The sequence below is a fragment of the Kitasatospora sp. NPDC059462 genome (assembly GCF_042749955.1).
GTDB lineage: Bacteria > Actinomycetota > Actinomycetes > Streptomycetales > Streptomycetaceae > Kitasatospora.
The window spans coordinates 1-2,247 of record NZ_JBHYUU010000381.1 but is presented as its reverse complement, the minus strand read 5'-3'; the positions used below and the strand labels follow the sequence as shown (position 1 = coordinate 2,247).

Below are 2,247 nucleotides of genomic sequence, written 5' to 3'. Positions count from 1 at the left end.
GTCCGGGGGCGCGGGAGTGCCGGCGGGTGCGGCGGCGGTGGCCGCGCCGGCCGTCGCCGCCGGGCTCGCCGACGCTCCCGCCGCGCCCTTCGCCGCGTCCCCGGAGTGCGCCGAGCCCCCCGAGCCGCACGCCGCCACCGCCGCCAGCAGCACTCCCGTCGCCGCCGCGGCGGCCACCTTCCGACCGGCCGTGCCCATGTCCCGCCCCTCTCGTGTCCGTGGACCCTCAAGATAGACGCGCCTGCCGGCGGGCGGTCCCCCGGGGCGACCGCTCGGGACCGCTCAGGTGCTGTCCGGCGCGGCGGCTCCGGGCACGCCCGGCGGCAGCGGCTCGATCCCCCGCACCCGGCTGATCCTGGTCGGCTCGATCAGCACGACCACCCGGCGCTCCCCGGGGATCCCCCACCCGTACCGCTCGACGCCGAGGTAGGTGCGGGCCAGCCGGTCCATGTTCCGTTCGGCCTCCTCGCCCTCGACGAAGCGCACCGCCCGCCCCCGGATCTGCACCCGGTCGTACGGGTCGGCGGGACCGGCCAGCGAGAGGCAGACCCGCGGGTCCCGCCGCAGGTTCCGTTCCTTGACCCGCCCGACGGAGGTGTTGAACAGCAGCAGGTCCCCCTCCAGCCCCACCCACATCGGGCTCACGTGCGGGGACCCGTCGGCGTTGACCGTGCCGACGTACCAGATGTTCCCCGCCGTGATCCGTTCCCGGACGTCCCTCGTGATCTCGACCATGCGCCAAGTGTTCCCACCCGGTCCCCGCGTACTCCGCTCCCCCGCGCGCGGACGTCACCCGGACCGCCCAGGGCACTCGGGTGAACACGCCCGGGACTTCCACCCGAAGGGCTCATCCGCCGGGCCGCCGCTGCCGCCCTCCGGTGGCACCCGCCGCCACCGTGGTTGACGTTGGATCAGGCGCCCGCCCGTGAGTCCCCTGGCCGACGACGTGTCGGCGATCGCGGGTTCCGCGCCGGAAGGATCATCATCATGCGTTCTGCACGCACGCTGCTCACCGGGGCCGCCGTCGCCGCGGCCCTCACCGTCGGTGCCCCGCTCGCCTACGCCGATGGCGCCTCCGACCAGGGCAAGAACCTGACCTGGCAGGAGAAGCAGGAGAAGGCCGCCAGCCCCGAGGGCCAGAAGACCTGGGAGGAGAAGCAGAAGAGCTCCTCCGGTACCGAGGAGCAGAAGGCGTCCGAGGGCAAGGGCTCGGAGGGCAAGGGTTCCGAAGGCAAGGGCTACGAGGGCAAGGGCGAGGAGAAGGCCCCGCACGGCGGCGTGCACACCGGCGGCGGCGGGCTCGCGCTCTCCGGCGGCGGCCTCGCCTCCGGCGCGGTCCTGCTGCTCGGCGGCCTGGGGGCCGGCGCGGTCGCGCTGCGCCGTGGCCGCCGGACCGCCGGCGCCGCCATCTGACCCCGCGCCGTTCCCGCCGCCTCCCCTCCGGAGGCGCGCGGGGCGGCGCTTCGCCGTGTCGGGCCCGCGCCTGCGCGGGGCGGGCCGCGGAGAGGAGTACGAGCGACGATGGCCGGTCCGGTCCCCGGTACCTCCCGGCTGCTGCGCGCGGGCATGGGCGCGGCGGCGGTCGGTCTGCTGCTGATCTACAACTCGGTGGACACCGTGCCGGCGGACGGTTCCGTGCCGGGGCAGGCCGCTCCCCCGGCGGCCACCGCCGCAGCCGTGCCGGGCGGTGCCGCCCCCCCGGGCGCGGGCGCGCCCGCCGCACCGGTCGAGGCGGCCCCGCCGCTGAAGCGCGCCAAGCCGACCAGGCTGCGCATCCCGCAGATCAACGTGGACGCCCCCTTCACCGAGCTGGCCCTGAACCCCGCCGGACAGCTCGACGCCCCGCCGCCGGACGACAAGAACCTGGTCGGCTGGTACCGCGACGGCGTCTCGCCCGGCGAGCGCGGCGCCGCGGTGGTCGCCGGGCACGTCGACACCACCAAGGGACCGGCGGTGTTCCTGCTGCTCAGCCTGATGCTGCCGGGCAACAAGGTGGAGGTCCAGCGGGCCGACGGCACCGTCGCCGTGTTCGCGGTCGACGCCGTGGAGACCTTCGCCAAGGACGCCTTCCCCGACCAGCGGGTCTACGGGAGGACGCCCGACGCGCAGCTGCGGCTGATCACCTGCGGCGGCACCTACGACAAGAAGCGCCGGGACTACCTCGACAACGTGGTGGTCTTCGCGCACCTGGAGTCCTCGCGCCCGGCGTGAGCGGCTCCGGCGTCGCCGCGACCGCCGGCCCCCTCC

The 2,247-nt window shown here is 76.1% G+C and carries 3 protein-coding genes and 1 pseudogene; 2 read left to right on the top strand and 2 right to left on the bottom strand.

All coding sequences use genetic code 11. The features are described from left to right. Positions 1-198: pseudogene (locus tag ACFXAM_RS38615) on the bottom strand (hypothetical protein); the annotation flags it as partial. 84 nt (positions 199-282) lie between these two features. Then, positions 283-735 (bottom strand): PPOX class F420-dependent oxidoreductase, encoded by a 453-nt coding sequence (locus ACFXAM_RS38610; protein ID WP_380298597.1) that lies wholly within the window; start codon positions 733-735, stop codon positions 283-285. A 252-nt stretch (positions 736-987) separates the two neighbouring features. On the opposite strand from ACFXAM_RS38610, the gene ACFXAM_RS38605 reads away from it, so the two are divergent. Next, positions 988-1,413, top strand: a complete 426-nt coding sequence (locus ACFXAM_RS38605; protein ID WP_380298595.1) for a hypothetical protein — start codon at positions 988-990, stop codon at positions 1,411-1,413. A gap of 108 nt (positions 1,414-1,521) precedes the next feature. Next, complete coding sequence (locus ACFXAM_RS38600) at positions 1,522-2,211, top strand: class F sortase (RefSeq protein ID WP_380298593.1); 690 nt, start codon at positions 1,522-1,524, stop codon at positions 2,209-2,211. The last annotated feature ends 36 nt before the right edge of the window (positions 2,212-2,247 follow it).